Source organism: Mycobacterium sp. NGS51 (assembly GCF_059812525.1).
This window is the reverse complement of sequence record NZ_JCALCV010000001.1, coordinates 412,142-435,000: the sequence shown is the minus strand read 5'-3', so window position 1 is coordinate 435,000 and position 22,859 is coordinate 412,142. Positions and strand designations below refer to the sequence as shown.

Here is a 22,859-nt window from a genome sequence, read left to right as displayed (position 1 = left end):
GCGGGCGGTGCTACGTCTCGCCGCGACACACAGCCCAAGTCTGAAGGAGACGCGTAACACCATGACCACCACCTTCGAGTCGATCGACTTCTTCACCGACCCGTCCCTGGTCCCCGATCCTTACGCTTACTTCGACTACCTCCGCGACCAAAACCCGGTGCTCAAGCTCCCGCACTACAACGTCGTCGCCGTCACCGGCTGGGAAGAGGCGAACGCGGTCTATAAAGACACCGACTCGTTTTCGAACTGCGTGGCGCTCGGAGGGCCGTTCCCGCCGCTGCCGTTCGAAGTCGATTGCGATGACCTCAGTTCGCTGATCGACTCCCACCGCGACCAGTTTCCGATGTTCGAGCACATGGTCACCATGGACCCGCCAGACCACACCCGCGCCCGGTCGCTGCTGAGCCGGCTGTTGACGCCGAGCCGGCTCAAGGAGAACGAGGACTTCATGTGGCGGCTCGCGGACCGTCAGCTCGAGGAGTTCCTCGGTGAGGGCAAGTGCGAATTCATCGCCGAATACTCAAAGCCCTTCGCCACCTTGGTGATCGCCGACCTGCTCGGAGTCCCAGAAGAAGACCACCAGGAATTTCGCACCATCCTGGGAGCGGATCGTCCGGGCGCACGGGTCGGTGCGCTCGACCACGAATCGGTCGGCGTCAACCCGCTGGAGTGGCTCGACGACAAGTTCTGCTCCTACATCGAGGAGCGGCGCAGTGCGCCCCGCGACGACGTGCTGACCGCGTTGGCGACGGCGAAGTATCCCGACGGAACTACGCCTGAGGTCATCGAGGTGAGCCGATCGGCAACCTTCCTGTTCGCGGCCGGTCAGGAAACCACAGCCAAGCTGCTCTCCGCGGCACTGCAGGTGCTCGGCGACCGGCCCGACATTCAGCAGCAGCTGCGAAAAGACCGCAGCCTGATTCCCGGCTTCATCGAGGAATCGCTGCGGATGGAGAGCCCAGTCAAAAGCGACTCAAGGCTGGCACGCAAGCCCGCCACGGTGGGCGGCGTCGACATCCCCGCTGGCACCGTCGTGATGGTGTTGCCCGGTGCGGTCAACCGCGATCCGCGCCGGTTCGACAATCCGCACGAGTTCCAGCTGGACCGCAAAAACGTTCGCGAGCACATGGCGTTTGCCCGTGGCGTGCATTCTTGTCCCGGTGCGCCACTGGCGCGGGTGGAGGGCCGCGTCTCGCTCGAGCGCATCCTGGACCGGATGACCGACATCGCGGCCAGCGAGGCAAAACACGGGCCGGCCGGTGAACGCCGCTACACCTATGAACCGACCTACATACTGCGCGGGCTTTCCGAACTGCACCTCACGTTTACCATGACGGGGTGAGCCGCGCCAGCCGGCGAGAACGTCGTCCGCGGTTCCTGGGCGTCATGTACCGCACGCCGGTGCGGCATCTCACGTCGACCGCCGAACAGGCAGCAGATCAACTGATCTGGCGTTCCACCGGCACGCCCGGTGTCGACTGGAAAAGCGGCGAGCACTATCTGAAGCGCCACATTGCGAAAACGAATAGACATGCCCACGATGCCGAACTGAGCCGCAACCTGTGGGACCGCAGCCTCGCCATCGTCGACAGCTAGTGAGCGGGCGTCAAAATCTGCGTGGCTTCCGAGCGTCCACGCAGCACCGTGGAACCATGAGCCACCCAGTGCTGCCGCTCGGCCTCGTCGGCACGTGTAAGGGCGGCATCCGAACAAAGCACCCGGCGCTCCGAGGTTTTCGCGAGGTCGGCCAGTCGCGCCGCTTCGTTGACCGCATCGCCGACCACCGTGTATTCATAGCGGTTTTCGGCACCGATGTTGCCTGCAAAAACCCGGCCGGCCGATATCCCGATACCGAAGTCCGCCACCGGCAACTCGCGCAACCGCGTCTGCAAGGCGCGCGCAGTTGCCAAAGCAGCCGACGCCGCCCTGCTGTTGCGGAGCGGCGCGCCGAAGACCGCCAGCGTGGCGTCACCCTGAAACTTGTTGATGAAGCCCTGCTGTTGGTCGACCGCTCCGACTACGATCCGGAAAAATTCGTTCAGCACACCGGCGACCTCATCAGGCGGTCGACTGGCCGCCAGCTCGGTCGAACCCACGAGGTCCACGAACAACACCGCCGCTTCTCCTACTTCGCCGGATAGCGATGCACCTTCTTCTACTGCACGACGCGCGACGTCGACCCCGACATGCCGGCCAAACAAGTCGCGGAGCCGGTCCCGTTCGGTGAGTCCGCCAACCATACGGTTGAATCCGCTTTGGAGAAGCCCGATTTCGGAACGCTCGTAAACCCTGACGAACGTGCCAACTTGCCCATGCTCGATTTCTGCCATGGCGTCGACGACGTCGCGTACGGGGTCCGAAATTGATCGGGCCACCAGAATCATCCCACGCAGGCCCAGCATCACCGCGACAAGGGCAAGCACCAAAACGGCGGTCTCGACAGACGCGGTCTTCGGGATGATCCAGCCGTTCGACCGCAAGATGATCAGCGTCGCAATCCCCAACGTCGGGAGCCCGCTGGATAGCAACCACATGCCTATGAGTCTGGCCAGCACGCCCGGCGCCGTCACAAAACCCTCGAAATCCGTTGTGGCAGCTGCAACAATCGGCCGGAGCGGACGTTGGCTGAGTAGTACGGCGGTGCCTGTCGCTGCGGAGCCGCCGAAAACGATGGCCATACCAGTCGCCACCGCGACTGTGAGGCCGCCGTCATCGCGGTTGAGCAATACGAAGATCGCGCCGCTGGCCGCCCACGTCGACGCTAAAATTACCGACTGATTCCGGACCAGGTCCATCGCCGCACGCCGTTGATCTGGGTCAGGCTCGTGGTGGGGAACGAACCAGCGCAACGAAGGAATGATCAGCAGGAACCCGGCGGCCAACACGGCAACCGTGCCCAGGGCGATCACTGTCACCGATGTGATGATGTACTTCGCATCGAAGTCCGGATGGAATGAGCCGAGCGTGTGACCGGTTAGTGCGACGACGACGATAAGAACCTCGGCGACGCTGAGCAGGTGCGCGAACGCCAGGCCGACCGCATACCGAGTCGATGATCTGGCAAATGTGCTTCGCGTCGCGTCGGCCAGCCTGCTCACACGACGAAGATAGCGAGGCTACGCGTCGCCGCGCACCCTGTTGTTGCCGCAGAGACCGGATTGCTGAGTTCGGTCGACCTCCCGTTGACAATCCGGCGCACTGCGTTTGTCACGCAACCAGCGCCGGATGGCGCAATTGGTTAGTCCTAGTAACGCACCAACGAAAACGGGAAGCTCACGGTCCCGCCCGGAGCACCTCCGCAGCCGGCGTCGAAAGTCGAGTCCACCGAACCGGCCAGCGTCACCGGATCCCAGGAATACGTGTCGTGCGATGGCAGAAAGTACACCGTGCAGCGCACTCCATCGGGCACATCGATGACCATCGTGTAACGACCATTCGCGAGGTTTGCGTCGGTATTCCAGGGCGCCGCCTGGCCATTGGGTCTCGGCAGGGCGTCTACATGGACGCAGTCCGTGGTGGGCACGACCGTATCGCGGGCGCACGGCGCGACCGACCAGATCCACGAGTGGCCCGGATCCCGCGGGGTCTGTAGGACGAAGTTACCGAACGGCATCCTGGCCGCGGCAGTCGGCGCGAGGGCTAAAGCGGTTGAGACGAGCACGACACTGACTACTGCGATCTTCGGGGTCTTCACGGTCTCTCCGTTCTTTATCGCCCGCGGGCTTTGGCCGACTATTGGGTGCGGACGGCAAAGACTTTTCCGGCTATGTGTCGGCCCGCACCCAAGTAGTGACACCGTCATGCCCTATGCACACCAGGAAGAGACCATCAGGCGCCTGCGCAACATAGTTCTGGTACCGCAGCCCGCATTCGGCGCCTTCGTCCTTGATTCCGGCCATCGGAGGTGACCGGAACCATCGCGGCTGATATTGCCTAGGCGAGCCGCAGAACATCAGCCGTCCAGGTTGGGTGGCGGGCACATAACCCCCGGAAACGCCGAATACGTAATAAGTGGTGTTCTCGCACGGAGCGCCGAGAACCATATTCGGGGCGATGCCCGGAGTGCAGGCCGGATAGTCGCACACGGTGGGCCCCGCGGCAGCGGGCGGAATCGACATGCCGACACCGATCAGCGGGGCGACCACTGCCACGATGAATCGCACCAAGCTAGCCTGGCATAGCCGATAAGAAAATTCTCTTTTTTGGAGAAGGTCGGCTCCGAATGCAGCGCCCCACCCGCCGCGTGTTCCTGCAGGACCGCAACTGCGCTATGGCCGCAATGGCACGTGCTCAAAGATCTGGACATTGGTGATGGCTTCCGTGCTCTGACACACGTGCTGGTAATGTCATTCTCCGTGCGTGGTTGGAAGTTGTCAGACCGCCACGACTCGGTTGCGCCGGCGATGGTTGGAGGCAAGTGACCGATTCCGATACGGACCCCGCGACCGGCCCCGAGCTGTCCGCCTCGCTAGCTGAAGCCGAGGAAGAGGTCATCCGTGCAGAGGCGCGCGCCGAGGCGGCCCGCGCACTCGCAACGCAATTACGCCAAGATGCCGAAGCCGACTGCGGCGACCAAACCGGCAACGTCGAGGAGACCGAAGACGACGCTGATGTGGACGGGCCAACATTGGTAAGAGCGCGACGTTGGCGCCCACCACGGGTCCGTCGCCCTAGCCGGAAAGCGGTGGCTGTCGGTGTCGGGATTGTGCTCATCTGCGCCTCGCTCGGCGCTAGCGGCTATATGGTGTGGCAGGACCACGCCATCGCGCACAAACAGCAGCTCGCCCCGGAGTTCGCTGCGGCCGCACGTTCTGGGGTCACAGCGTTGATGACCATCGACCCAAAGCACGCCAAGGATGACATTCAGCGCAGCATCGACGCGTCCACCGGCGAGCTCAAGACCCAACTGGAAGCGCGATCGGGATTCATGGCTCAGCGGGCCGAGGAATCGAAGGTGATCAGCAAGGTCACGGTGGAAGCCGTCGGTGTCGAGTCATGGACCGAGAATTCGGGCGTCGCACTTGTCTCGGTGAAATCCGACGTCACCGATCCGGACAACTCGAAACGGCCCCCGATGTTGTGGCGGATCAGCGTCAAAATCGAGCGGGACGGTGGTCAGCTCAAGATGTCCGGAGTTGATTTCCTGCAATGAGTGTCGAGCAAGAGTCGTCGCCAGACAGCGTGGAAACTCCGCCCATCGGCGAGGCGGAGGAAGTATCCGCTGGCGAGGGATCGGTGCGCGCCAGCGGATCGTCAGCCACCGGGCGCCTCGCCCGCCGATGTCTAGCGAGGTGGCGTCCAATTTTTGTGACGGCGTTGGTCATTGCCACGATCGCGGTTGCTGCCGGTTTGTTCTTCTTCCAGTACCGTCCGGCTCAGCGGATCGGCGGCGCGGCCACACATCAGGCAGTCCAGGCGGCTTCGGACGGTGCCGTCGCGGTGCTGTCGTATTCCTATGACAATCTGGACCACGACTTCGCCCGGGCCAAGTCACTTTCGACCGGAGAATTTCTGTCCTACTACAGCAGGTTTAGTCAGGACTTCATCGCGCCCGCGGCGCGGCAGGGGCATCTTATTGCGACGGCCAAAGTGCTGCGGGCAGCCGCAATTGAGATGCATCCGGATTCGGCGATCGTCTTGGTGTTCATGAACCAGAACACCGCAAGCAAAGAAAAACCAGAGCCGTTGACGACAGCCAGCAGCGTCGTGGTGACGCTGACGAAAGTCAATGGATCCTGGCTGATAGCGAAGTTAGATCCATTGTGATGGCCGCGACGGTCGGTTATGCGGATCGGCGACTTAGCGGCGAAGCTGGTGTTACTCTTCACGCTCAGCGACGCCGCTGCCGGCACCGGAAAGCCCGTATCTTCTAGTTGGGTCAAGGAACACGCAATGCGTTCAATGGAAATAACCGCCGCCGCGATGCTGGTGGCCGCCAACGTATTCGGTACTTTCGGCCCTGCCTCACCGGCGGGGGCGACTACCAAGGAGGACGTCGCCCTCAACGGGACGTATCAAGTCACGTCCAACGGCAATTTGGCCAAGATCAACCGTCAGTTCAATCAAGAGGCGGTCGTCACCACCACGTGGACGATCAGCTCAACCTGCACCACCTTCGAGGAGTGCACCGGTACGGTGCACAGCGCGCAGGGTTGGACTGCACCGATCCACATACGTGACGGTCTCATGTGGTACGTCACGCACGACGTGCCCGACTGGGAAAAATGCGAGGACGGTACCGCATTCACCGGCCGCCAGGAATTCACTTTCTGGCCGGTCGACCCGAACGGAAGCGGTCAAGTAGTGACCGGATCACCGACGCTGGCTGGCAAGGACAAGACAATCGGGCCAAGCGGCGCCTGCGGCCAGAACCAATGGCTCACCGTCGAGATGCCGGTGCGGCTCGACAAGATCGGCTAATCGAGCATTCGAGCCCGGGCTTCAGGTCGGCAGCATGTCCCGCCACGTTTTGGGCGCAGCCGGCTTCACCAAATCTGACTGCTGGTATACGTGGCCGTCACGACTGACATATCGACCGGTACGCGGATCGTATTGTGCCGTCGCGACGGCCGCCAGCGGGCCGGCTATCTTGGGCGCGAATGAGCTGTGAGCCGCCCGCGGCTGATCACCATTGACTTTGTCGGGTGGTGAGGGAAGCGGGGCCGGCGCGGGTACGGCCGCGGGTTGCGAAACTTCGCCCGGCGCAGGAACATCCAGCGGCGCTATCGGCGGATAATCGGCCGCCTGTGTCGACATGTAGCCCGACGACGGCACCGGCGGCGAAGCATGCCCCGGCCCCGGTGGTCCGTACGTTCCGCGCGGACCCGGCGGCGTGCCGCGCGGGACCGCCCCCGGCGGCAGCGGTGTCCCCTCGAGTGGCCCGAAAATTCTCTGGTCCGAGGTGACTCGGTCGTCGGGCGGAATGCCCTGCGACAGTAGGTTCGGGTCCAGCGGAGAGGGACCCAGAACGTGTTGGCGCATCGCCAGCGGCATGTATGGCTTGTCGCTTTTGCAAATTTCGACGGTCGGTGCACGCTTTCCGGGCTTGTCCATGCACGGATAGTTACGGGCGCCGCGCACCGAGAGCGGTGAGTCCTGCGGCAGTTTGCAATACAGCCCGTCCGGAGTGTCGATGTCGGTTTCGTCGTCCGGCGATCGCCAACTGCTCTGCGGCAGGAAGCCGACCGTGCAGATCGGCGGATCGTCGATTGTGAGTGCGAAGTCGCCATGGGCGAGACCGTTCGGCCAGTTTATGCCGTTGGCCGTTTGCTCGATGGCGACCAGTGGCGGCAGTAGTACCAGCAGTTGTTCCAGCCCCGGGTGGTAGGTGACGCCGATCTGACCGATGGTGGTGAGGTTGGCCAGCAGAACCGGCAGCGTCGGTTTGACCTGCTCGAGAAGCCGTGACGCCTCGTTCGCGGCCTCGGGGCCATTCTGCAGCACCGTACGAACTCGCGAGTCATCGTTGGCGAGCACGTCCGAGATACCGGCGAAGCTGCGCGCCCACGTTCGGATCGCGTCGGTGGTCTGCGCCTGGGAGTCCAGGAACGGTCCGCTGTCGTCGATCAGGGTTCGGGTGCGGTCGGCAATAGCGTTGGAGTAATCCGCAATTCGGGAGGTCGAGTCCGAGAGTGATCCAACGTCGTAACCGGAGCCGTTGAATGCCTGGAACGTCTCGTCGAGTAATTGGCCGAGCTTTTGCTTGGGGATGCTATTGACGAGCGCACTGACTTGATCGAGCATGGGCCCGACCGCCTGTGGAATCGTGGTGTCGCGCATGACGATTGTTGAGCCGTTGCGTAGGTACGGGGCCGAGTTGGTTCGTGGCCGCAAGTCCACGTACTGCTCGCCGACTGCCGAGACGCTGCGCACCTCGGCTTGCAGGTCTGCCGGGATCTTGGGCGAAGCGCCAAGAGACAGCGTCGCTTTCGCGCCGTTGGGCGTCAGGCTCACCGCGGTCACCTTGCCGACTTGCACTCCGCGGTACGTCACGTTGGAAAACCGGTAGAGGCCGCCGGTGGCGGGCAGCTCCAACGTGACCGTCATCCGTCCGATGCCCAGCAGGGTCGGCGCTTGGATGTAGAAGAGAACCATCGCGACCACACCGATGATCCCGACCGTGGCGAAGATCGCCAGCTGGATTCGGACGAAGCGCGACAGCATCTATCCGCCACCTTCCGTCGGCGGGATTCCCGGCGGCGAAGCAGCGGGCCCCGGCGGGGGAGCAGGCGACGGCGCATCCGCCGGGGACCCCGGTGGCGGCCCGGCCGGTGGCGGAGGACCAGGCAGCGGCACAGCGTTAGGCGGCGGCGGAGCGCCCGGTGGTGCCGCACTCACGCCAGCATGCAAGGGATCGAGTGTGTAGTTCAGGTAAGGCGGCTCACCAGGCGCCGGTGGTTCGCTGGCGCCCAGCTGTCCCCAGTGGGTTCCCAAGAACGGTCCTTGCTTGAGCCGGGGAATCGTGAGGTCGAGCTCCGGAGAAACGTTGAAGTAGTCACCGCGAACCGCGCGATCGATGAAGTTCTGCCCGAACGGGAAGACCGACGCCCACGCGATAGCCGCGTCGAGATCCGGTCCGACGTCGGCAAGCGCACGTATCGTCGGCTCCAGGTTTTTCAGGTTCCTGACGAGGTCGGCCTGGCTGTCATTGACCAGCTTGGTAGCGGTATCGCTGAACACCCGAAGTTTGTCCAGGGCTTCCGTCAGGCGCGGCCGCTCTTTGATCAGCACCTCCAACGCCGGGGGGATCTTGTGCAGCGCCGCAGTGATGACCTCGCGTTGCCCGGCGAAGCTGTCGGCAAGCCGGTTCAGCGCCTGGATGGACGCCACGATATCGTCGCGCTGTTGGTCGAGCGTGCCCACGAACTTGTCCAGGCGGGTGAGCAAATCCCGCACGGCGCCCGCCCGACCGGACAGGGCCGCGCTGAAATTGTGGACGATCTCACCGAACTGCCCTAGCCCGCCGCCGTTGACGACCACCGATAGCGACGAAAGGGTTTGCTCTGTCGTCGGATACGTCGACGCCCGGTTCAGCGGGATCGTGGCGCCCGGTTGCAGTCGCCCGACCCCCGGCTGACCGAGCGGCGGATTGAGCTCCAAGTGCATCGACCCCAGCAGGCTTGTTTGACCGACACTTGCTACCGCGTTGGCGGGGATGACGACATCGCGTTTTACCGAGATCTGGACGTCGGCGTGCCATCCCTTCACGGTCATCGGGCCAACACTGCCGACCACGACATCGTCGATCATCACCGGTGAATTCGACTCCAGCGTAGCGACATTAGCGATCTCAACGTGGTAGGTGTCGGCACCTGCCCCGCGTCCCACCGCGCCGGGCAGTGGCAGTGAATTCAGGCCGTGGAATGCGCATCCGGTTGCGGTCAGCACCACGCAACAGCCAACGGCGAGCACTCGCCGAACGCCAGCCCGGACGGTCATGGCTCCGGCCGTTCTGCCGGCAGCGGGCCAGGTGGCGGAGGTGGTGGTGGCGATTCCATCGGCACTGTCGGCGCCGGCGGCAGCGGCATCGCCGCTCCGGGTATCCGTGGGAGCGGTACCGACGGCGCCGGCCCGGGCACAACCGAGTCACCGCTCAATCCGGTATAGGCGGACACCGCGGGCGGGATCTCGGGCGGTCCGGGCTTGGGGCCTTCACCACCGGGCGCCAGGCGGGGCTCGGCATAGATGATGTTTTCCGGGTTCGCCGACGGCATGAGGACTGGGTTGATGGGGATCGGCGACTCGTTGTAGTTCAGCACCCGCAATCCGGGGCCGAGAAACAGGGCGCACAACTTGCCCGATTCGACCGCGGTGACAGTCTCGACGGCTGCCATCATCGAGCAGCCGGGAATCGGCAACGGGAGAATCGCACCCGACGCCGTGGAATTCGCGAAGGGTACGATTCCGAACCCGCCGTTGATGGTTCCGGTGTCGGGGTTGTAGTCGTTCATGAAGTTAGCGATCGCCGTCGGGGCGAGGTGTAGAAGGTTTTCCAACGCCATGTGGTTGTCGACCAACGGCTGGGTGACGTTGGCCAATCGCGTTATCTGCTCGCTGGTCTGGTCACGGGTTTCCGCGATGAACCGCTGCACCTCGCCGACCGCCGTGGACAGGTTCGTCACCGCCGCGTCCAAATCGGATTTGCTGTCGTCGACCACGCTGGTAAGCGTGGCCAGCCGATTGTTGAACTGCACCAGTTGGACGTTGCTGTCGCGCAGCGCGGTGACGAAGGTCTGCAGATTCTTGATGATGTCGACGATGTTGCCGCTGCCGTCCGCCAGGATCCGGCCCACCCCGGACAGTTGGGCCAACGCCTGATGTAACTTCTCGCCGTTGCCGTTTCCCAATGCGTTGGCGGCGCTGTCGATGAACCGGCCCACCGATGTGTCCGAAACGCCGCCTTTTGGCCCCAGATCCGTTGCCAGCCGCATCAATTGGGTCTTGACCTCGTCCCACTCGACCGGTACCGCGGTACGCTCGACCGGTATCGTCGCGCCGTCGGCCATGACGGGTCCGCTGTCCCGGTAGGCGGGTGTGAGCTGAACGTAGCGGGCAGCAACCAGGTTCTGCGCGACGATCACCGCTTTCGCATCCGCTGGAATCGGCACGTCATGGTCGACGTGCAGGGTCATCTTGGCCCGCGTGCCCTCGGGTTGGATGGACTTGATCGTGCCGACTTTGACGCCGGAGACGCGCACTTCGTCACCGGGATAGATCGCGGTCGTCGTCGTGAAGTACGCGGTGACGGTACGCGGGCGAAAGAAGATCTCGCGCACAACCACCGCCCCGCCGGCAAGGACGAGTCCCACCAAGGCGATGGCGAGCCACATTGACAGCCTGGTGCGCCGCATCATTGCGTCCCTCCGATCCGTCCGCCCAACGTACAACCAGGGCACTCTGGAATCCCGTTGTAGGGGAAGGGGACCAGCGACCGCGGTAGGGGCGACGGGAAGCCAGGACCGCGAGCCGGGTCGAAGGTGCGGAACCCCCACAAATATTCCATGAACGGCCCGAAGATTTGGGGGACAGACAGGTTCGGCACGAACGCTGAGTAGGAAAACATGCTGGAAACGGCCTCGCCCAACGTAATCGCAAACTTTGCGGCACCCGGCAACGCCTTGGAGATGTTGTCGCGGTTCTTCTCCAACATCGCGGTCACCGAATTCAGCTTCTCCAGCGTCGGCGCCAGCTTGCTCTCGTTGTCGTGTACCAGTCCCGACAACTGCTGGGCCACCGCCGACGTGCTGGCCAGCAACTCGACGATCTCCTGTCGCCGCGCGACCAATATTTGGAGCAGATCGTCGGAGTTGAGGATCAGCTGGTTCACTTGCTGGCTGCGTTCGGAGAGAATGTCGGTGACATCGCCGGCACTTTTGAGCAGCTGGCCCAGTGATTGGTTGCGGCCGTTGAGGGTTCGCGACAGCCGGGTCAGGCCGTCAAAGGCCGGACCCAGTTGCGGCGCGATCTGGTTGAGCGTCGCAGCCAACGTGTCCAGCGACTGGTTCAACGATTGGGTGCTGGTCCCGGTGGTGTTGGTGGTGAGGTCGCTGACTGCCTCGCTCAACGAGTACGGCGACGACGTCCGCGACACGGGGATTACGTCCATCGGATGCATCACGTTGCTGCCGGCCGACTCCAGAGTCAGCATCCGCGCGCCGAGCAGCGTACCGGTCCTGATGTGTGCGGTGGTGTCGGCGCCGAGGGGGATGTTGCCCTTCAGCGTGAACGTCACCAGTGCATCGCCATGGCGCAGAGCGACACTCGATACCGAACCGACCTTGATGCCGGACACTGTCACGTCGTTGCCTGGCGCCAGACCGCCGGCTTCGGAAAACAACGCCTGGTATTTAACGGCCGTCGCCATCGACACCAGCCGGTCGGGCGACAAGCCAACCAGGATCACAAGCGCGATCACGACAGCGCCGATGAATCCGGCCTTGATCAGCCCAGCTCCGCGGTACTTATGCATTGGGTTCCTTGCACCTTCCCGCTTCAGACTTGAACAGTGGGGCCACTACGGTCTTGCCTTGCAAATCCGTACCCCGGAGCGTTAGCAAGCAGAAGTAGTACGGGATGGTGGCACCCATGACGCCCAGTCGTGTCAGCTTGCGGAAGTTCTTCGGCATCCGCTGGATTGCGGCGTCGATTCGGTCTTTGTCTTGATCGAGCAGCGGCGCCAAGCGACTCAACTGATCCACCGTGCCGGCCAGCGGAGGCCGTGCATTGGACAGCAGATCGGCGAGTGATGCGGTTCCCTGGCTCAACGAGTCGATCGCCGTACCGATGGTGTCGCGGTCCCCCGACAATCCGGTGACCAATCGCTCAAGGCGATCGATTGCGCCCGAGAATTCGTCGCCATCTTTTGCGAGGGTGGCCACCACGGTGTTGAGGTTGTCGATGAGATTCTGGACCGTTTGATCGTTGTCGGCCAGGGCATTTGAGAACGATGTCGTTTTCGAGAACAACGACTGCAAGTTTTCGCCTTCGCCCTGAAAGACCTCGATGAGCGATGCAGTCAGCGCATTCACGTCTTGCGGATTGAACCCCTGGATAACGGGTTTCAGCCCACCGAGCAGCAAATCGAGATCAAGCGCCGGCGCGGTGCGGTCGACCGGGATCTGCCCCCCGACCGGCAGTCGTTTAGTGGATCCCGGGCCGTCGACGAGCTCCAGATAGCGGTCACCGACCAGGTTGAGGTAGCGAACCGCTGCCCTGGTGCCCTCGGTGAGCATGATATTGCGGTCAGCGTCGAACTTCACCGCAACCTTCTTGTCTGGGCGCAGCGAAACACCGTTGACAGTGCCCACCCGGATTCCGGCGACCCGCACCGAATCTCCGACCTTCAGACGTGAAGCATCGTTGAAGATCGCCGAATATCCAGTGACCGCGCCGGTGCGGTACTGGCCGAAGATGAAGAACAAGAAAGCGGTCAGCACCGTCATCACGATCCCGAAGACCGCGAACTTGATCACCGTCGCACGCAACGAACCTCTCATCCTTGTTGTCCAACCTGAGCGGGGTTGCGCGGCGGCCCGTCAATCGGCCCGTAGAGCAACTGCTTGAGCCCGTCGAAATTCAGCAGCATCTGTGGGTTCCCGTACTTCCACGGGTTGGCACCGGTGTCGCCGACCACATACTTCGCCTTGGTGTTGAAGGGCAGCTTCGGAAGACCCGTACACTGCGGGCCACCGGTGGCCGCAACCTTGGGCAAGTCCGTCGGGTACCGATAACGTTCAGCGCCGAGCAGTAACGTGGCCGATAGGTGAATAGCCGGTTCGAAGAGCGGCGGAGAGTGTGACAACGTGGCGAGTCCGCCGAAACCGCAGTTGAAGGCCTTGTTGTAGGCATTGGTGAGATCGGTGGTCGGCACCAGCAGATGTAACGCATCCGTCAGCGACTTGCGGTTGGTGCCGATGACATCGTTGCCGGTGTCGGCCAAACCGATCGCGCTGATCAGCAGCGCGTCCAAATTGTGTTGCTCCTCGACGATCGCCTTACTGATCGTTGTCGCATTGGCGGCGGTTTTCACGAGGTTCGGCGCCGCGTCGGCGTAGGCGTCGGCTATCGCGGGGAGGACAGCGGTATCGTGGCTCAGTGCGGAGAGGCTTGGATCCAGCTTCTCCAGAAAAGAATCCAGGTCGCTGAGCGCCTGTCCGATCTTTTCACCGCGGCCGCTGAACGCCTTCGCTAAGGCGCCAAGGGTTGCGTTGAGCTTGGCCGGATCGATCCTGTCCAATACCGACGTGAGTCGTTGGAAGACGGTGTTGATTTCGACCGTGACGTGTTGGCTGTCGAGCACCTGGCCGGCGTGCAGGGATTGCGCTGACGGTTGCGCCGGCGGTACCAGATCGACAAACTTGGCGCCGAAAACTGTTGGCGACGTGAGGTCGACGAGCACATTGGACGGAATCAGGTGCATCTCGGATGGATACATCGCCAAGTGCAGCACCGCCTGGCCGTTCGGCCGCGCCTCGATCGAATCGACCTTCCCCACTTGCACGCCGCGCATCTTCACCTTGGCGTCCGGGTTCATCACCAAGCCGGCACGCGGCGAAAGCACGGTAACCGGCACACTTTCGGTGAAGCTGCCCTGGAACAAGCCCACCGCAGCGGCGACAATCGCGGCGATAATCGCCACGGTCACCAGACCCGTCAGTGCGCGTATCCCAGTGTGTTCCATCGGATCCTTTCCTATCCCGAGAGGTTGAAGTTTCCGTTCGAGCCGTAGATCGACAGTGAAACCAGCAGCGTTACCGATATCACGACGATGAGCGAGGTGCGGACGGCATTACCCGTAGCCACCCCGACACCCTCCGGTCCACCTGAGGCGAAATACCCGTAGTACGTATGTAACAACAGGACGGCGACCGCCATCAAGACCGCCTGCAAGAACGACCACAATAAGTCGATGGGGTTCAAGAAGGTATCGAAGTAGTGGTTGTAAAGGCCACCCGATTGGCCGAACAAGACAACCGTGGTGAATTGGCTGGCCAGGAACGACAAAATAACCGCAATGCTGTAAAGCGGTGTGATCGCGAGCATCCCGGCGATGATCCTGGTGCTGACCAGGTACTCGACGGGCCGGATCGCCATGGATTCCAGTGCATCGATCTCTTCGCTGATCCGCATGGCGCCCAGTTGTGCGGTCACACCGGCACCGAACGTGGCCGCCAACCCGATCCCGGCAATCACCGGCGCCGCGATGCGGACGTTGATGAATGCCGCCAGGAAGCCGGTCAGCGCTTCGATGCCGATATTGCCCAGCGAGCTATAGCCTTGGACGGCGAGTGTGCCGCCCGCGGCCAGCGTCAGGAATCCAACGATTACGACGGTTCCGCCGATCATCGCCAAAGTTCCAGCACCCATGCTGATTTCGGCGATAAGGCGAATGACTTCGCGCCGATAGTGGATGACTGCGTGCGGCATCCCGGCGATCGCCCGGCCGTAGAACAACGTGTGATCACCCAGCTCGGCCAAAGCGCCGACCGGCCTACGCCATTGGCCGAGGGCACGGGTCGTCCGGGGATAGGTGGCTCGCAGCGTCCGCGCAGTCATGACTTGCTCGAGAATCGGATGCCGATGGCGGTGACCACCACGTTGATGACAAAGAGCGCCATGAATGCGTACACCACAGTCTCGTTGACCGCGTTGCCCACCGCCTTGGCCCCCCCACCGGAGATGGTCAGGCCCCGATAGCACGCGACCAAGCCGGCAATCAGTCCGAAAAGTGCTGCCTTGACGCAGGAGATGATCACCTCGGGCACGCCGGTCAACAACGTGATGCCGGCGGCGAACGCGCCGGGATTGACGTCCTGGACGAACACCGAGAAGATGTAGCCGCCCAGAATTCCGATGATCACGACGAGGCTGTTGAGCAGCAGGGCCACTAATCCCGATGCCAACATGCGCGGGGTCACCAAGCGCTGCACCGGGTTGATGCCCAGTACCTCCATTGCGTCGATCTCCTCGCGGATGGTTCGCGACCCCAGGTCGGCACACATTGCCGTCGCTCCCGCCCCGGCCACGATCAACACGGTCACCACCGGACCGACCTGGGTGACCGCCCCGAACGCGGCACCCGCGCCGGACAGGTCGGCAGCACCTAGTTCACGCAGCAAGATGTTGAGAATAAAGCTGACCAGCACGGTGAACGGTATGGCCACCAACAGTGTCGGCGCCAATGAGACCCGCGCGACGAACCACGACTGTTCCAGGAACTCGCGCCATTGAAAGGGCCGGCGGAACACGAATTTCACTGCGTCAGCAGACATCGCGAAAAGCCCTCCGACGGCCTGCATTGCGCCGGAAAGGCCATTCGGCAAGCTGATTCCGGTGGACCAGCGCTCCGCCCCCTTACTTGCCATCGGCGCCCGGTCCTTCCACAATGGTGACGGCCGATACTGCCGTCGGACCACCGATATTGTGCGCCAGTCCAATACGCGCACCATCCACCTGATTGGCAGCCTCACCGCGGAGCTGCTCGAAAAGCTCCACGCATTGTGCCACCCCGGTCGCGCCCGGCGGATGTCCTTTGGACTTCAGGCCGCCGCTCGGGTTGACCGGCAGTGCGCCGCCGACGCTGGTCACTTGCTCCTCGACGAGTTTGTGCGCGCCGAACCGCTCGGCGAATCCGAGGTCCTCGTAGCTGATCAGCTCGATACCCGTGAAGTAGTCATGGACTTCGGCGACGTCGACGTCCGCCGGCGTCAGGCCGGCCATCGTGAACGCACGCTTGGCAGCGCGCACGGTGGCCGGAAACGTCGTCATGTCCGGCTTGTGCTGGTGCATCACCGAATCCAGTCCGAGGCCGACACCGCGGATCCACACCGGCCGGTCGGTGAACCGGTCGACCACATCTTCGGCGGCGAGCACGAGTGCCGCAGCACCGTCACTCTGCGGCGCGCAGTCGTAAAGACCGAACGGGCTGACCACGGTCGGCGCAGCCAACGCCTGCTCGAGGGTGATCTCGAAGCGCAGTCGCGCCTTGGGATTACTGACTCCGTGGTGGTGGTTTTTGACCGCCACCATGGCCATGTGCTCCTTGGTGGCCGCCGACTCGTGCAGATAGCGCGCGACGTGCAGGGCAAATCCGGCGGGCGCGACCAGGCCCAGCGGATAGTCCCATGCCATGTCCCGAGCCATCGCCTCCCACTCCCACAGCAGGTCCTTCGACGCGGTTTCGCGGAGCTTATCCGCGCCCATGACCAGTGCGACGTCGAATGCGCCAGATGACACCCCGAAAAGCGCATTGCGTACAGCGTCATTGCCGGTGGCACAGGAGTTCTCCACCCGGGTGACGGGGACGTCGGTCAGGCCCAGAGCGTCGGCCAGGATGCCCGACGGGAATCCGTCGGTGGTGCCCATCGCGCCGAACCAGGCGGCCTGCAGATCGGTTTTGGCCAGACCCTTGTCGACGCTGGCCGCGCAGTCGGCGAAGGCCATCGGCAGCAGGTCCTTGATGCCCAACGCGAAGTGTTCGGCGAACGGCGTCATGCCCGCGCCGACGATGGCCACTGGCCTCATGCGCCGCTCCTCAGCATCGCTGCGTCCCCCTCACCGCTGCGCGGCTGGGGGTGCCCCCGCTGCATCGTCGCCGGCCGCCTCATGCCGCCGCCTCCTCGGGTTCGAAGGCGTAACCGTAGTCGGGAACACCCGACCGCACAGCGATTCTGCGCAAAACCAAACGCCCGTGATCGCCGATCGCGATCGTGTCCGGCTCGGCGCCGGTCACCTTGACCAGTGCGCGCACCTCCGAGTCGTCGAGCTCGACGATGGCCAATGCGTAGGGCGTGCGCAGGCCGGGCACCGGCATGTGCACCGAAACCGCGGTGTAGACGGTGCCGGTGCGCGGCAGCGGCACCAACTCGTAGTCGGTGGCCAATGTCCCGTCGTCGCCGACCTGGTAGCGCGGCGGAAAGTCCAGTTCGTCGCTGTCCGCGTGTTTGCCTGCCTCCCAGCGGACTTTGGCTTCGAAGGCGCGTTCGTAGGCGGCCAACGAAATCGCCAGATCGCTACCGGCGATGAACGTGGTCTCGGGCATCACCCGGGCAACCGGCTGATGACGGTAGATCCGCGCCTCCCCGCCGACCACCGTAATTCCGGACAGGCTGGCCTGTTCGACGGCGACCAGGCGCCCGGTCATCTGCGCGGCTGACAGGTCGGCCAGCGCAAACAGCCCAGAACTCGAGCCGACCGTGGGCAGCCGGGGCTGCTGACCGGCGGACAGCTCAACGGCCTGCTCATGTTCCACGCCGGCGACGGCCAGCGGGGTGTCGACCCAGGCCGCCTTCAATGAGGCCACCACGCCGCGCTGCTGCAACAGCCGCGGGTCGCCGTAGTCGTGCACCACTCCCACGGCGTTGCGGGTGCGCACCGGCAAGCTGCGAGCGATGCGGGCGGCGGTGCGGACATGCAATCCGTCCTCGGCGGTGACAATCGCCGCCGCGCCGGCCGGGTCGAGATCCACGCCGATGATCAGCGTGCGCGGACGGGCCGAGCTCAGCGCGTCAAGCGTCGCCGGCGCTCCGCCCAGCCGTTCGTCAACTTCCAGCTCGGGATCCAGGCCCAACCCGGCCAATAACACCGCGGCGTTGCTGCTTTCGGTCAGCGGCAGGCTGCGGCTGACCACGATGACCTTTTCCACGGCGCCGCCACCACGTAGCGCTGCGCGGCCGGCTTCGACGGCCAGCGTGATGGCGTCCTCGTCGTCACCCGCCGTCCGGTGATAGGGGGTGCCCCAGCACGGCAGGTAGGTGCCAATCGCAGCGACGTGCGGCATCGCGGGTCCCCTCAGGTGACGGCGCCGGCCGTCTTGAGCTCGATGATCCGGTCCCAGTCAAAGCCGAGGTCCGCCAGAATCTCGTCGGTCTGCTCGGCGAATCCGGGCGCCGGCCCCGATGCGGGCGCCGCGACGTCGAACTGTACCGGGTTGGCGACCAGTTCGAGTTCGCCTGCCTGTATTACATATTCATTAGCCCGGATCTGGGCGTCGTCGGCCGCCTGCAAGGTGTCCTGCACCGGCGCCCACGGGCCCGCCAACGTCGCGAAGCGCTCACTCCATTCGACAAGAGTGCGGGCGGCGATCGCGGCACTCAGGATCTCCACGGCTTCGGGCGTGTGTGTGGCGATGTCTTCGACGGTGCCGAAACGAGGATCGTCGGCCAATTCGGGGCGATCGATGTGCTGGCACACGTCGGCCCAGAACTTGGTCGGTTGCATCATGACGAAGGAAATGTAGCGGCCGTCCTTCGTCGCATACAGCCCCACCAATGGGTTATTGGGGGCGCCGTGCACACCGGGCGGCAGCGCCTCCAACCGCTGTCCGAGATGGACGGTCAACGCCACCGTGTGCCCCATCGACCACAGACCACTACCCAGCAGCGAGACGTCCACGACCGACGGCTCGCCGGTGCGCTCGCGTTTGAGCAACGCCGCCGCGATGCCCCCGGCCAGGTTGGTGCCCGAGATGGTGTCGCCGTAGGCCGGTCCGGGTGGACCGATCATTCCTTCCATACCCGCCGGGGTGATGGTGGCCGCAGTTCCGGCCCGGCACCAGAAGGCGGTCATGTCGTAGCCGCCCTTCTCCGACTCCGCCCCGCGCGGGCCCAGCGCGCTGCCGCGGGCGTAGACGATCTTGGGGTTGACGGCGCGGATGTCGTCGACGTCGATGCCGAACTTCTTGCGGTGTCCCGGCAGAAAGCTGGTCAAAAAAACATCGGAGCGGCGAGCCAGCTCGTAGAGCACTTCCTTGCCCTCGGGAATCGACATGTCCAGCCCAAGACTGCGTTTGCTGCGGTTGGCGTGCTCGATGTTGGGATTGGGGTCGCCCTCCACCCGCAGCATGCCGGTCTGGCGCAGGCCACGCTGCGGGTCGCCGGTCACCGCGTGCTCAACCTTGATCACGTCGGCGCCCCATTCGGCCAGCACCGCACCCGCCGACGGGACGAACCCGTACATGGCGACCTCGAGAACTCGGATACCCTCCAGCGGCCTCATGCCGGCGCCCCCACGACAGGCATCGCGAACGTCTTGCGTTCGAGGAACTCTTCCAGTCCGGCCACCCCCATCTCGCGGCCCACACCGGACTGTTTGAAGCCCCCGAATGGACTGTCGGCGGCGAAGTAGTTGCCGCCGTTGATCGAGAACGACCCGGTCCGGATCCGGCGGGCCACCGCCAGCGCCCGATCCTGGTCGGCGCTGAACACCGCGCCGGCCAGACCATAGATGGAGTTGTTGGCGATGCGCACGGCGTCGTCGTCGTCGTCGAAGCTGATGACCGCCAGCACCGGTCCGAAGATCTCTTCCTGCGCGATCTCGCTGTCCGGATCGACGTTGGTCAGCAGCGTCGGCGCATAGAAGTAGCCCGGATCCAATCGCTCGCCGCCGGTGACCAGGGTCGCGCCGGCGGCGACGGCCCGCTGCACCATGCCGTCGACCTTGTCCCGCTGGCGGTCGTTGATCAGCGGCCCCATGTAGGTTTTCGGGTCGGCCGGGTCGCCGTGGCGCACGTTGGCGAAGTGCTGCGCGATCAGCTCGACAATCTGATCGTGGTGCGTTGTGGGCACCAGCAGCCGGGACGTCAAGGCGCAACCCTGACCGGCGTGGGTGACCATGGAGAAGGCTGCGAACATGCTGGCCATGGTGAAGTCGGCGTCGTCGAGCATGATCACGGCCGACTTGCCGCCCAGTTCGAGGAAGACGCGCTTGACCGTCTCACTGGCCGCGGCCATGATCTTTCGGCCGGTGGCGGTGGAGCCGGTGAAGGTGATCGCGTCCACGTCGGGGCTGGTGGTCAGCGCGGCGCCGACGGCGGGGTCAGACGAGCTGAGCACGTTCACCACGCCGGGCGGGATGTCGGTGTGGTTAGCGATCAGCTCGCCGAGCGCCAGTGTGATCAGTGGTGTGTCCGGCGCGGCCTTGAGCACGACGGTGCATCCGGCCGCCAGCGCGGGCGGCAGCTTGGCCAGCGCCAGCTGATTGGGGTAGTTGTAGGCGATGATCGCGCCCACCACCCCGGCGGCTTCCTTTTCCACCCAGCGGTGATGCTGCATGCCGCGCGATTCGATTTGCCCCAGGTCCTCGCTCATCGGGTAGGTCCGCAGCAGGTCGGCGTAATACCGGACGATGCGGATCGGCTCATCGAGCTGCGGGCCGTGGGTCAGCGCGCGAGTGGCACCGACTTCGGCGATCGTCAGGGCGCGTAGCTCCTCGGCGTGGTCGACCAATGCTTGGTGCAGCTGATCGAGACACCGGATCCGCAGCTCGACGTTGGTGGACCAGTCGGTGGTGTCGAAAGCACGCCGCGCCGCGGCGATCGCGGCCTGCGTGTCGTCGATGCCGGCGTCTGGTGCGTGGCCAAGCACTTCGCCGGTGGCGGGATTGACCGAGGGGAAGGTCTGTTGTGCGGTGACGAGGCGACCGTCGATCAGGAGTCTGCGGTCGGCCGCCGATGACTGCGCGGGGCTATCGCCGGGGACGGACTGCCGATCTCCCTCGACCGTCGCCACGGTGTCCTGCGCACCCATTTCACCCTCCTCGACACATGGATAATTGCATTCTCATACCGGGCGAATCATACATTCCAGGTACGAGAATTCAACCAAACGGGAGAAACGAGACTGCCGTACTCGTGGGGGTTCACGACGCCCCAACCCCGCACTGTCTTCGCAGGCCGAGCGCGGTTTCTGCCCAGCCTTGCGGCCAACCTCAGTCTGAGAGTAGGGTTCTCATAATCGGAAGGGAGATTCTTGGTGTTCGAGACGGTCTCTGACGGAGTCGGGACGTGAGGACCGCCGTCGTCACCGGCGGCGGATCGGGTATCGGCCTGGCCGTCGCGGAGCGGTTACGCGCGGGCGGCTACCGGGTTGCCACCGTCGACCTCAAACCGTCCGAGACCGAGTACGCGTTCACCGCCGACGTCACCGACCGAGCACAAGTCGACGCCGCGTTGTCGGCGATCCGCGAGCAACTGGGCCCGGTGACCGTCCTGGTCAACGCTGCCGGTCTCGACGGGTTCAAACGCTTCACCCAAATCGAGTTTCCGGACTGGCAGCGGATCATCGACGTCAACCTCAACGGGGTTTTCCATATGATCCAGGCGGTGCTGCCGGACATGCTGGACGCCGGCTGGGGCCGCATCGTCAACATTTCGTCGTCGAGCACACATTCCGGCACCCCCTACATGTCCCACTACGTAGCGGCCAAGTCCGCGGTCAACGGGCTCACCAAATCGCTGGCCCTGGAGTATGGGCCCAACGGAATCACGGTCAACGCGGTGCCGCCGGGTTTCATCGATACCCCGATGCTGCGCAAGGCCGAAGAACACGGTCATCTCGGCGATGTCGAGAAGAACATCGCCGCGACACCGGTGCGCCGAATCGGCAGGCCCGAAGACATCGCCGCGGCGTGCGCCTTCCTGATCTCCGAGGAAGCCAGCTACATCACCGGTCAGATACTCGGTGTCAACGGCGGTCGCAACACGTAACCGGAAGGAGCACTTGTGGGTCGGGTAACAGGGAAGGTCGCGTTCGTCACCGGCGCGGCCCGCGGCCAAGGTCGCAGCCACGCGGTGCGGTTGGCCGAGGAGGGCGCCGACATCATCGCGGTCGACCTCTGCCGTGACATCGAAACCATCGGATATCCGATGGCTCACCCCGAGGATCTCGACGAGACCGCCCGTCTCATCGAGAAGACCGGCCAGGCTGCGGTGATCGCCCAGGCCGACGTGCGCGAGGCCGCTGAGTTGCGCACCGCTTTGGAGAGCGGTCTGGCCGAGTTCGGCAAAGTCGACATCGTGGTGGCCCAGGCCGGCGTCGCGGGTATGAAAGGTCAACCGCCGCTGCAGGCTTGGTGCGACGTGATCAACACCAACCTGATCGGCACCATCAACGCCATTCAGGTGGCGCTGCCGCATCTGCGTGAAGGCTCGTCGATCATCGCCACCGGCTCCACTGCGGCGCTGATGGACACCGCCAAGAAAGACAACCCGGGCAACGACCCCGGCGGCATGGCCTACGTGCACTCCAAGCGCGCCCTGTCGACCTACGTGCACGATCTGGCGACCGAGCTTGCGCCGCTGGGGATTCGCGCCAACGTCATCCACCCGACCAACACCAACACGCCGATGCTGCAGAGCGACCCGATGTATCAGTCGTTCCGGCCGGACCTGCCGAACCCGACCCGCGCCGACGCCGAGCCGGTTTTCGGTGTGCAGCAGGCGATGCGGATTCCGTTCATCGAGCCTGAAGACATCAGCAACGCCGTGCTGTGGCTGGCCTCCGACGAGGCCCGGTACGTCACCGGTGTGCAATTGCGCGTCGACGCCGGCGGCTACCTGAAGTGGTACGACTTCAGCAAGTAAG

The 22,859-nt window shown here is 64.1% G+C and carries 22 protein-coding genes; 7 read left to right on the top strand and 15 right to left on the bottom strand.

Features of this window, described 5'->3' with window-relative positions:
- Positions 1-61 precede the first annotated feature (61 nt).
- A complete protein-coding gene (locus AC5Y5W_RS02255; RefSeq protein ID WP_500021995.1) occupies positions 62-1,342 on the top strand; it encodes a cytochrome P450 in 1,281 nt (426 codons plus the stop codon).
- Positions 1,339-1,596 (top strand): hypothetical protein, encoded by a 258-nt coding sequence (locus tag AC5Y5W_RS02250; protein WP_500021994.1) that lies wholly within the window; start codon positions 1,339-1,341, stop codon positions 1,594-1,596. The genes AC5Y5W_RS02255 and AC5Y5W_RS02250 overlap by 4 nt, the downstream gene beginning before the upstream one ends.
- Here AC5Y5W_RS02250 and AC5Y5W_RS02245 read toward each other — a convergent pair.
- The 3 genes from AC5Y5W_RS02245 to AC5Y5W_RS02235 form a co-directional block, all read right to left on the bottom strand.
- Positions 1,593-3,032 carry an adenylate/guanylate cyclase domain-containing protein gene (locus AC5Y5W_RS02245; RefSeq protein ID WP_500022046.1) on the bottom strand — a complete coding sequence of 480 codons (1,440 nt, stop codon included), beginning with the start codon at positions 3,030-3,032 and terminating at the stop codon, positions 1,593-1,595. The two genes, AC5Y5W_RS02250 and AC5Y5W_RS02245, sit on opposite strands and share 4 nt — an antisense overlap.
- Before the next feature lie 212 nt (positions 3,033-3,244).
- Entirely contained in the window at positions 3,245-3,613 is a 369-nt protein-coding gene (locus AC5Y5W_RS02240; RefSeq protein ID WP_499896793.1) for a hypothetical protein, read from the bottom strand.
- Between the two features lie 151 nt (positions 3,614-3,764).
- A complete protein-coding gene (locus tag AC5Y5W_RS02235; RefSeq protein ID WP_500022045.1) occupies positions 3,765-4,118 on the bottom strand; it encodes a hypothetical protein in 354 nt (117 codons plus the stop codon).
- A gap of 299 nt (positions 4,119-4,417) precedes the next feature.
- Between AC5Y5W_RS02235 and AC5Y5W_RS02230 the strand changes: the two genes are divergently transcribed.
- From AC5Y5W_RS02230 to AC5Y5W_RS02220, 3 genes are all read left to right on the top strand, one after another.
- Positions 4,418-5,152: an Rv1363c family protein gene (locus tag AC5Y5W_RS02230; RefSeq protein ID WP_500021993.1), complete on the top strand. Its 735-nt coding sequence runs from the start codon at positions 4,418-4,420 to the stop codon at positions 5,150-5,152.
- A complete protein-coding gene (locus AC5Y5W_RS02225) occupies positions 5,149-5,766 on the top strand; it encodes an Rv1363c family protein (RefSeq protein ID WP_500021992.1) in 618 nt (205 codons plus the stop codon). Before AC5Y5W_RS02230 ends, AC5Y5W_RS02225 begins: the two co-directional genes overlap by 4 nt.
- 126 nt (positions 5,767-5,892) lie before the next feature.
- Positions 5,893-6,420 carry an Rv2253/PknI dimerization domain-containing protein gene (locus AC5Y5W_RS02220; protein ID WP_499896794.1) on the top strand — a complete coding sequence of 176 codons (528 nt, stop codon included), beginning with the start codon at positions 5,893-5,895 and terminating at the stop codon, positions 6,418-6,420.
- Positions 6,421-6,441: 21 nt separating this feature from the next.
- Here the strand turns inward: AC5Y5W_RS02220 and AC5Y5W_RS02215 are convergent, their stop codons facing one another.
- The 12 genes from AC5Y5W_RS02215 to AC5Y5W_RS02160 all read right to left on the bottom strand — a co-directional run bounded on the left by AC5Y5W_RS02215 (position 6,442) and on the right by AC5Y5W_RS02160 (position 21,023).
- Positions 6,442-8,163: an MCE family protein gene (locus AC5Y5W_RS02215; RefSeq protein WP_500021991.1), complete on the bottom strand. Its 1,722-nt coding sequence runs from the start codon at positions 8,161-8,163 to the stop codon at positions 6,442-6,444.
- A complete protein-coding gene (locus AC5Y5W_RS02210) occupies positions 8,164-9,438 on the bottom strand; it encodes an MCE family protein (RefSeq protein WP_500021990.1) in 1,275 nt (424 codons plus the stop codon). It abuts the gene before it with no gap.
- Positions 9,435-10,853: an MCE family protein gene (locus AC5Y5W_RS02205; protein ID WP_500021989.1), complete on the bottom strand. Its 1,419-nt coding sequence runs from the start codon at positions 10,851-10,853 to the stop codon at positions 9,435-9,437. Before AC5Y5W_RS02205 ends, AC5Y5W_RS02210 begins: the two co-directional genes overlap by 4 nt.
- On the bottom strand, positions 10,850-11,968 hold the full coding sequence (locus AC5Y5W_RS02200; RefSeq protein WP_500021988.1) for an MCE family protein: 1,119 nt from the start codon (positions 11,966-11,968) through the stop codon (positions 10,850-10,852). The genes AC5Y5W_RS02205 and AC5Y5W_RS02200 overlap by 4 nt, the downstream gene beginning before the upstream one ends.
- Positions 11,961-12,995, bottom strand: a complete 1,035-nt coding sequence (locus tag AC5Y5W_RS02195; protein ID WP_500021987.1) for an MCE family protein — start codon at positions 12,993-12,995, stop codon at positions 11,961-11,963. Before AC5Y5W_RS02195 ends, AC5Y5W_RS02200 begins: the two co-directional genes overlap by 8 nt.
- Positions 12,992-14,179, bottom strand: coding sequence for an MCE family protein (locus AC5Y5W_RS02190; RefSeq protein WP_500021986.1), 1,188 nt, complete (start codon positions 14,177-14,179; stop codon positions 12,992-12,994). The genes AC5Y5W_RS02195 and AC5Y5W_RS02190 overlap by 4 nt, the downstream gene beginning before the upstream one ends.
- Positions 14,180-14,190: 11 nt before the next feature.
- The gene (locus tag AC5Y5W_RS02185) at positions 14,191-15,054 is read right to left on the bottom strand and encodes an MlaE family ABC transporter permease (RefSeq protein WP_500021985.1); all 864 of its coding nucleotides are present in this window, start codon (positions 15,052-15,054) and stop codon (positions 14,191-14,193) included.
- Positions 15,051-15,863, bottom strand: a complete 813-nt coding sequence (locus AC5Y5W_RS02180) for an MlaE family ABC transporter permease (RefSeq protein WP_500021984.1) — start codon at positions 15,861-15,863, stop codon at positions 15,051-15,053. Before AC5Y5W_RS02180 ends, AC5Y5W_RS02185 begins: the two co-directional genes overlap by 4 nt.
- A complete protein-coding gene (locus AC5Y5W_RS02175; RefSeq protein WP_500021983.1) occupies positions 15,853-17,022 on the bottom strand; it encodes a thiolase C-terminal domain-containing protein in 1,170 nt (389 codons plus the stop codon). The genes AC5Y5W_RS02180 and AC5Y5W_RS02175 overlap by 11 nt, the downstream gene beginning before the upstream one ends.
- Before the next feature lie 79 nt (positions 17,023-17,101).
- On the bottom strand, positions 17,102-18,277 hold the full coding sequence (locus AC5Y5W_RS02170; RefSeq protein ID WP_500021982.1) for a Zn-ribbon domain-containing OB-fold protein: 1,176 nt from the start codon (positions 18,275-18,277) through the stop codon (positions 17,102-17,104).
- 11 nt (positions 18,278-18,288) lie between these two features.
- Entirely contained in the window at positions 18,289-19,494 is a 1,206-nt protein-coding gene (locus AC5Y5W_RS02165; protein WP_500021981.1) for a CaiB/BaiF CoA transferase family protein, read from the bottom strand.
- Entirely contained in the window at positions 19,491-21,023 is a 1,533-nt protein-coding gene (locus tag AC5Y5W_RS02160; protein ID WP_500021980.1) for an aldehyde dehydrogenase family protein, read from the bottom strand. Before AC5Y5W_RS02160 ends, AC5Y5W_RS02165 begins: the two co-directional genes overlap by 4 nt.
- A gap of 257 nt (positions 21,024-21,280) precedes the next feature.
- On the opposite strand from AC5Y5W_RS02160, the gene AC5Y5W_RS02155 reads away from it, so the two are divergent.
- Positions 21,281-21,982 (top strand): SDR family NAD(P)-dependent oxidoreductase, encoded by a 702-nt coding sequence (locus AC5Y5W_RS02155; RefSeq protein WP_499896469.1) that lies wholly within the window; start codon positions 21,281-21,283, stop codon positions 21,980-21,982.
- Between the two features lie 15 nt (positions 21,983-21,997).
- Entirely contained in the window at positions 21,998-22,858 is an 861-nt protein-coding gene (locus tag AC5Y5W_RS02150; protein ID WP_500021979.1) for a mycofactocin-coupled SDR family oxidoreductase, read from the top strand.
- The last annotated feature ends 1 nt before the right edge of the window (position 22,859 follow it).

Bases quoted from the DNA above. Each gene is read 5' to 3' on its own strand.
- AC5Y5W_RS02255 (WP_500021995.1), top strand. From the start codon at position 62: ATGACCACCACCTTCGAGTCGATCGACTTCTTCACCGACCCGTCCCTG.
- AC5Y5W_RS02240 (WP_499896793.1), bottom strand. From the start codon at position 3,613: ATGCCGTTCGGTAACTTCGTCCTACAGACCCCGCGGGATCCGGGCCAC.
- AC5Y5W_RS02235 (WP_500022045.1), bottom strand. From the start codon at position 4,118: ATGTCGATTCCGCCCGCTGCCGCGGGGCCCACCGTGTGCGACTATCCG.
- AC5Y5W_RS02225 (WP_500021992.1), top strand. From the start codon at position 5,149: ATGAGTGTCGAGCAAGAGTCGTCGCCAGACAGCGTGGAAACTCCGCCC.
- AC5Y5W_RS02220 (WP_499896794.1), top strand. From the start codon at position 5,893: ATGCGTTCAATGGAAATAACCGCCGCCGCGATGCTGGTGGCCGCCAAC.
- AC5Y5W_RS02215 (WP_500021991.1), bottom strand. From the start codon at position 8,163: ATGCTGTCGCGCTTCGTCCGAATCCAGCTGGCGATCTTCGCCACGGTC.
- AC5Y5W_RS02210 (WP_500021990.1), bottom strand. From the start codon at position 9,438: ATGACCGTCCGGGCTGGCGTTCGGCGAGTGCTCGCCGTTGGCTGTTGC.
- AC5Y5W_RS02205 (WP_500021989.1), bottom strand. From the start codon at position 10,853: ATGATGCGGCGCACCAGGCTGTCAATGTGGCTCGCCATCGCCTTGGTG.
- AC5Y5W_RS02200 (WP_500021988.1), bottom strand. From the start codon at position 11,968: ATGCATAAGTACCGCGGAGCTGGGCTGATCAAGGCCGGATTCATCGGC.
- AC5Y5W_RS02195 (WP_500021987.1), bottom strand. From the start codon at position 12,995: ATGAGAGGTTCGTTGCGTGCGACGGTGATCAAGTTCGCGGTCTTCGGG.
- AC5Y5W_RS02190 (WP_500021986.1), bottom strand. From the start codon at position 14,179: ATGGAACACACTGGGATACGCGCACTGACGGGTCTGGTGACCGTGGCG.
- AC5Y5W_RS02185 (WP_500021985.1), bottom strand. From the start codon at position 15,054: ATGACTGCGCGGACGCTGCGAGCCACCTATCCCCGGACGACCCGTGCC.
- AC5Y5W_RS02180 (WP_500021984.1), bottom strand. From the start codon at position 15,863: ATGGCAAGTAAGGGGGCGGAGCGCTGGTCCACCGGAATCAGCTTGCCG.
- AC5Y5W_RS02175 (WP_500021983.1), bottom strand. From the start codon at position 17,022: ATGAGGCCAGTGGCCATCGTCGGCGCGGGCATGACGCCGTTCGCCGAA.
- AC5Y5W_RS02170 (WP_500021982.1), bottom strand. From the start codon at position 18,277: ATGCCGCACGTCGCTGCGATTGGCACCTACCTGCCGTGCTGGGGCACC.
- AC5Y5W_RS02165 (WP_500021981.1), bottom strand. From the start codon at position 19,494: ATGAGGCCGCTGGAGGGTATCCGAGTTCTCGAGGTCGCCATGTACGGG.
- AC5Y5W_RS02160 (WP_500021980.1), bottom strand. From the start codon at position 21,023: ATGGGTGCGCAGGACACCGTGGCGACGGTCGAGGGAGATCGGCAGTCC.